This window comes from Pseudofrankia coriaricola (assembly GCF_032027725.1).
In the GTDB taxonomy this organism is placed as follows: Bacteria; Actinomycetota; Actinomycetes; order Frankiales; family Frankiaceae; genus Pseudofrankia.
In genome coordinates, this window is sequence record NZ_JASNFO010000171.1 from 1 (window position 1) to 6,688 (window position 6,688).

Consider the following 6,688-nt stretch of genomic DNA (forward strand, 5'->3'; position numbering starts at 1 on the left):
CTGCGGGCTCGTGACTTGCGGGTTCGCGGCAGCCATTGATCGTCTTACTGACTACCAACGGTCTTGGAGATAGGCGCGCCGATTAGCTGGAAGACCTTTCTCTGGGTTTCGGTGGCGTTCGTGAGTAGCTGAAGGCTGCCGCCGCCGCTGATGCGGATCTCGTCGCGGGTCAGGGTGGCCAGGTGCGCGAGGAGGCCCTGGAAGCTGTAAAGAGGCGTTCCGTCGGGCTGTTCCTTGCGTGTGGATTTCCGGTTGGCGGCCTCGGAACGGAGAGCGGGCGCGACCGGGTCGGTGCGGCCTGGCGGCTCCTCGTCCGTGAAGGTGAGGGGGGCGAGCCGTTTCCTCAGGTGCCAGGTGATGTAGGCAGCGAGGGAGCAGATCAAGAGATGTGCGCGGACCCGGTTTTCCAGGTAGTGGTAGATCGGTCGCACCTGAAGGTCGGTCGTCTTGATCGTACGGAAGACTCGTTCGACCTGGGAGAGGTTCTTGTACGCGGTGACGATCTCGTCTCCGCGCATTCCGCTCGCGTGTTTCTCCTCGGCGCGGACGACGTAGATGCCGTCGAGCGCCGCCTCGGCGGCGATGCTCTCCTCCCGCCGGGCGATGGTGACATCGGCGTCCGTGATCGTGATCTCGAGGTGCTTCGCCATCTTCCGCCTGTGGACAATCTTCCCGATCTTCATGCCGATGTCCGCGGCGCCGACGATCCGGCCTTCCGTGACGGCGGCGACGACTGGGGCGAGCGCCTTTTCGGTGGCATCGAGCAGTTCGTCACGCTTGCGGGCACGCTCGGCTGCCAGGAAAGGGTTCCGGCAGGCGATCAGCCGCTCTCCGGGAAATTTCGGGTGGCGGATCTCGGCGAGGTTGGTCTCGTCGAACAGGGTCGGCTGCAGCGGGCCGTCCACGGCCGCGAGCTGGGCGATCTGGGGCGCGCGCAGGGCGGTGATCCATCCCAGGTCGTCGGACTCGCGGAGCGCCCTGATACGCGCCGACGTGATCATCCCTCGATCGCCGACCATGATCACACTCTTCAGGTGGAACGTTTTCTGGACGGCGTGCACGGCTTCGATGAACGCGGACGGGTCGCCGGTGTTACCGGGGAAGACGCGTATCGCGACAGGCCGGCCGTCGGCGTCCGTGAGGACTCCGTACTCGATCTGCTCGAGCCCGCGACGGCCGTCACGGGAATAGCCATGGGACGCCAGCGGGCAGCAGTGCCCTTCCATCCAGGACGACGACAGGTCGAAAAGAACCTGGCCGCCGTCGACGAGATGCCGGCCCACGAGTTGCCTTTCGATGTCGTCCTGCCGGTGTAGCAGCCAGTCCATGGCGGCATAGATCTCGTCGGTCGACGCCGTGTCTATCCCCAGGTCCGCGCCGAGCGTGTTGTCGGACCACCAGGATCTGGTGGCGAGCTTCGAACCGGGCTGGATAATCCGGGCGACAATCAGCGCTAGGGCGATATCCCGCTGTCGCCCAGCCGGCCCCAGCAGTGCCGGCAGGCCGAGCTGCCGGGCGACCGTCATGACCGCGGCGACATTGCCGTGCTGAAGAGACCGAGCGATCTCGACATCTTTCTCGACATCGACCAGCGTCCGGCCCGCGAGCGCTTTCCTGAGCACGTCGATGGCCGCCGGCGGAAGGTGCGAGACGTTCGCAATGGTCTCGTTCTTGACCTTTCCGTCTTCCCGGAAGGTACGCCGCACCAGATGCGACACGTACTCCCGCGGCTCGCCGGCCGCGTTCGTCTGCCGACTGACAATCCGGTCCACGTGCATAGCACCCGTTTGCCTCGCCACGAGTCGATGATCCCATCCAGCAAGATCCCGATCAAGCAACCTACTGACTACACTTCGGACAACACAGGCCAAAGTGCCAGGCTGTGCGCGTAGCGATCTTCGAGCACTCGCAAGTTCGGCCTAGAGCATGAAGCAGAGATCCCTGGCCGAACAGCCCACCCGGCACAGGCTGGCCACACGACTGTCACCAGAGACATGCTGACGTCGCCCAGGCACTGACGGTCCGACCACCTCAGGGAGTCGTCCGTGCCAGCGTCGGTCAGCATGGACAGGTAGGGACACAGGAAGGGCATCGGCGACGCCGAGCCGCGACCGTCCGCCGTCCGCCGTCCGCCGTCCGCCGTCCGCCGTCCGCCGAGACTCTGCGCACCCTCCAAAGCGGCTCGCGCGCGTCCTGCTACTCCGTCTGGCCCCAGGAAATGTGACCGGGTGACGTCAGCGATGTCCCTGACGATGCCCGCGGCGGTCCATCGACGATGGCACCAGTTCGGCCGTGTCATGTGCCAGGCTTCACGCCGCCAGCCGACCTGCACGCCTCACATCGTCCGGACCGCGGGTCGATGAGCCGGCCTTCGACTCGCTGCTGAAGCCAACCGCGAAGGCCGCTGAGAGGGCGCCAGACACGCGATCGGCCGACGAGCACAGCACGCCCCCACGCCACCCGCCCGGCGCGCAGGGCCCACCGCCGTCGCAGACGCCCCGAGTCTGCTCGAGGGAAGTCGACCTCCATGAGCTCCGGGCACTCCCGCGCCCGTTCCCCTGGCCCACCCCTACAAGAGCGTCAGGGCAGTCCAGGCCCGGCGCAGCCGCAGCAGCGCCAACGAGCCTTGGCTACCCACTGTCACCGCTGGCCGGCAGCGAGGGCCCGCCGTGGGCATGATCACGGGAAGGCTCTGGAACGAAACGGCCCAGAAACGGCCCAGGGCCATGATCACGATGCCAGAGTTGCTGTGCTGTAAGGGTTTTAGGGACGAGTCGGCCTGTAAGCCGGATTCTGTGACCGGCGCGTGGCCGGTCGGCGGTCATCTCTCTAGGGCCGCCGTTGCCGACGGCCTCGTGCGGTCTACCCGCGAGCTCGGGCGGGCCGCCCTCGAACGCACGCGCAGTGGGAGGCCTTGCGGCCACCCACCTTTTGACCTTGCTCCGGGTGGGGTTTACCGAGCCGCCCGGGTCGCCCCGGGCGCTGGTGCGCTCTTACCGCACCGTTTCACCCTTACCGGTGCCCGGCGCCTCGCGGCACCGGTACCGGCGGTCTGTTTTCTGTGGCACTGTCCCGCGGGTCACCCCGGGTGGGTGTTACCCACCACCCCGCCCTGTGGAGTCCGGACTTTCCTCGGCGGGTGCCGGCTCGCACCGGCCCCGACGCGACCGCCCGGCCGACTCGTCCGTACTGGACTCTACCCGCCCGACGGATCTTGCCCAAACGGCCGGCCGGCGCGGGGCGGACGGGCCTAGAAGGTCGGCGGGACGATGGCGGCGCTGATGTCGGCCTCGCGCTCGACCAGCTCGTGGCCGTAGACGGTGGCCGCGTCGACCCGCAGGATCAGGCAGAACGACGGCCTGTTGGAGAACTCGGTGGTGAGCTCGTCGGCGCGGCTGCGCAGGTAGTAGGCGGCGGCGAGGTTCGCGGTGGCCGTCTGCCCGGCGAGGATGAACAGCGGCCGGCGCGCCGGGCCCGCGGCGACCCGGGCGAGCAGCGCGAACTCGTGCTCGCCCGGCCGCCCGGCGAACTCCCTGGTCGCCTTGTCGGCCCCGTCGCCCTTCTCGCCGCGCAGCCGCCGGCCCTCCCGCCCGCTCGGGACACTGACCGCGATGACCCGGCTCTCCCGCGGCGGACGGGCGGGCACGATCATCGGGCCCGACGGGTTGGTCACGTCCTGCGCCGCCCCGTTGGCGGCACCTTCGGAGGTGGCGGAGGTCGCGGCGGCGGTGGCGGCGGATGCCGACGCGCCGACGGTGGCCAGCGCCGGGGCCTGTCGCGGCGGGGCGGGCGGCGTGGGCGGGGAGAACGTCACCCCGGGCAGGTAGCGGGACAGGTGGGCGGCCATCCGCGGGTTCGAGCGTGGGTCGCCGATGCAGAACTCGGTACGCCGGCCGATGCTGTCCTGCACCGCGCCACCGGGGGCGACCTTGGGCCGGGCGTCCGCCCCGTAGATGATCGAGGAGATCTCGGCGACCGCGAGCACGTCGTCGCGGGCGATCATCCCGTTGGGCGCGAGCGAGGCGACCGCGAGGAGGATCTCGTCGTCGGCCGCGAGCCCGAACAGCGTCGACTGGCGGGGCCGCGTCATGGGCGCGCCGCCGGGCCGTTCCCACAGCCGGATGGCCAACGCCCCGAGCGCGCCCGCCGCAAGCGAGATCGCGACCGTGAGCAGGATGTCCGGCAACACGTCCACCTGGTGTTCCTCCGTATGTCGGGTCCCGCGCTCGCGTGCCGCCCGGTCGCTCGGAGCGCCCACGCCGGCCGCGAGGCCGGTGCCGGGCGGGGACAGCCCGCCGCCGGGGACGACTCAGGTCGACTCGCCCGGGGCGATCCTAGGCGGGACCAACCTGGGCAGATCCACGGGGTTCACCATCGCAGCCCACCGCGGGCCCACTCCCCCACGGTCCGCTCCGGTGCGTGCCGTCTGAGTCAGCACCGCGGGGGTCGCATGGTCCGCGCACCGATGTCACGACCGATGTCACGTTGGACGCGACGGCCAGGCCGGGCGTTGCCCGGCCCGCGCCGCCGGGAAATGCCGATACGTCCTAGCCAGCCCGGGTGAGTACGCCCCGGAAGGGCCATCGGGTGGGCCGCCGGTGCCCGCGGTTCGCCCGCGGCGAGATCTCCGTGCGAGCACGGGTGAGCGCACCGCGGAAGGGCCGTCGCGGGGAACCGGCCGTTCCCGCGGTTCGACCGCGACGAGATTTCCGTCACTCGGACCGGCCGAACCCGGAGGGACTAACCCGAACTTACTTGATCTAGGACGCACTGCGGGCTCGTGACTTGCGGGTTCGCGGCAGCCATTGATCGTCTTACTGACTACCAACGGTCTTGGAGATAGGCGCGCCGATTAGCTGGAAGACCTTTCTCTGGGTTTCGGTGGCGTTCGTGAGTAGCTGAAGGCTGCCGCCGCCGCTGATGCGGATCTCGTCGCGGGTCAGGGTGGCCAGGTGCGCGAGGAGGCCCTGGAAGCTGTAAAGAGGCGTTCCGTCGGGCTGTTCCTTGCGTGTGGATTTCCGGTTGGCGGCCTCGGAACGGAGAGCGGGCGCGACCGGGTCGGTGCGGCCTGGCGGCTCCTCGTCCGTGAAGGTGAGGGGGGCGAGCCGTTTCCTCAGGTGCCAGGTGATGTAGGCAGCGAGGGAGCAGATCAAGAGATGTGCGCGGACCCGGTTTTCCAGGTAGTGGTAGATCGGTCGCACCTGAAGGTCGGTCGTCTTGATCGTACGGAAGACTCGTTCGACCTGGGAGAGGTTCTTGTACGCGGTGACGATCTCGTCTCCGCGCATTCCGCTCGCGTGTTTCTCCTCGGCGCGGACGACGTAGATGCCGTCGAGCGCCGCCTCGGCGGCGATGCTCTCCTCCCGCCGGGCGATGGTGACATCGGCGTCCGTGATCGTGATCTCGAGGTGCTTCGCCATCTTCCGCCTGTGGACAATCTTCCCGATCTTCATGCCGATGTCCGCGGCGCCGACGATCCGGCCTTCCGTGACGGCGGCGACGACTGGGGCGAGCGCCTTTTCGGTGGCATCGAGCAGTTCGTCACGCTTGCGGGCACGCTCGGCTGCCAGGAAAGGGTTCCGGCAGGCGATCAGCCGCTCTCCGGGAAATTTCGGGTGGCGGATCTCGGCGAGGTTGGTCTCGTCGAACAGGGTCGGCTGCAGCGGGCCGTCCACGGCCGCGAGCTGGGCGATCTGGGGCGCGCGCAGGGCGGTGATCCATCCCAGGTCGTCGGACTCGCGGAGCGCCCTGATACGCGCCGACGTGATCATCCCTCGATCGCCGACCATGATCACACTCTTCAGGTGGAACGTTTTCTGGACGGCGTGCACGGCTTCGATGAACGCGGACGGGTCGCCGGTGTTACCGGGGAAGACGCGTATCGCGACAGGCCGGCCGTCGGCGTCCGTGAGGACTCCGTACTCGATCTGCTCGAGCCCGCGACGGCCGTCACGGGAATAGCCATGGGACGCCAGCGGGCAGCAGTGCCCTTCCATCCAGGACGACGACAGGTCGAAAAGAACCTGGCCGCCGTCGACGAGATGCCGGCCCACGAGTTGCCTTTCGATGTCGTCCTGCCGGTGTAGCAGCCAGTCCATGGCGGCATAGATCTCGTCGGTCGACGCCGTGTCTATCCCCAGGTCCGCGCCGAGCGTGTTGTCGGACCACCAGGATCTGGTGGCGAGCTTCGAACCGGGCTGGATAATCCGGGCGACAATCAGCGCTAGGGCGATATCCCGCTGTCGCCCAGCCGGCCCCAGCAGTGCCGGCAGGCCGAGCTGCCGGGCGACCGTCATGACCGCGGCGACATTGCCGTGCTGAAGAGACCGAGCGATCTCGACATCTTTCTCGACATCGACCAGCGTCCGGCCCGCGAGCGCTTTCCTGAGCACGTCGATGGCCGCCGGCGGAAGGTGCGAGACGTTCGCAATGGTCTCGTTCTTGACCTTTCCGTCTTCCCGGAAGGTACGCCGCACCAGATGCGACACGTACTCCCGCGGCTCGCCGGCCGCGTTCGTCTGCCGACTGACAATCCGGTCCACGTGCATAGCACCCGTTTGCCTCGCCACGAGTCGATGATCCCATCCAGCAAGATCCCGATCAAGCAACCTACTGACTACACTTCGGACAACACAGGCCAAAGTGCCAGGCTGTGCGCGTAGCGATCTTCGAGCACTCGCAAGTTCGG

The 6,688-nt window shown here is 68.3% G+C and carries 3 protein-coding genes and 1 other RNA gene; all 4 read right to left on the minus strand.

What is annotated here, in order from left to right:
• Window positions 1–44 precede the first annotated feature (44 nt).
• Entirely contained in the window at window positions 45–1,772 is a 1,728-nt protein-coding gene (locus QOZ89_RS46495) for an IS1634 family transposase (protein ID WP_312623741.1), read from the minus strand.
• A 994-nt stretch (window positions 1,773–2,766) separates the two neighbouring features.
• Window positions 2,767–3,183, minus strand: an RNA gene (rnpB, locus tag QOZ89_RS46500) — RNase P RNA component class A.
• Between the two features lie 67 nt (window positions 3,184–3,250).
• The gene (locus tag QOZ89_RS46505) at window positions 3,251–4,195 is read right to left on the minus strand and encodes a hypothetical protein (RefSeq protein WP_071048940.1); all 945 of its coding nucleotides are present in this window, start codon (window positions 4,193–4,195) and stop codon (window positions 3,251–3,253) included.
• Between the two features lie 619 nt (window positions 4,196–4,814).
• Window positions 4,815–6,542: an IS1634 family transposase gene (locus QOZ89_RS46510; RefSeq protein ID WP_312623741.1), complete on the minus strand. Its 1,728-nt coding sequence runs from the start codon at window positions 6,540–6,542 to the stop codon at window positions 4,815–4,817.
• Window positions 6,543–6,688 lie beyond the last annotated feature (146 nt).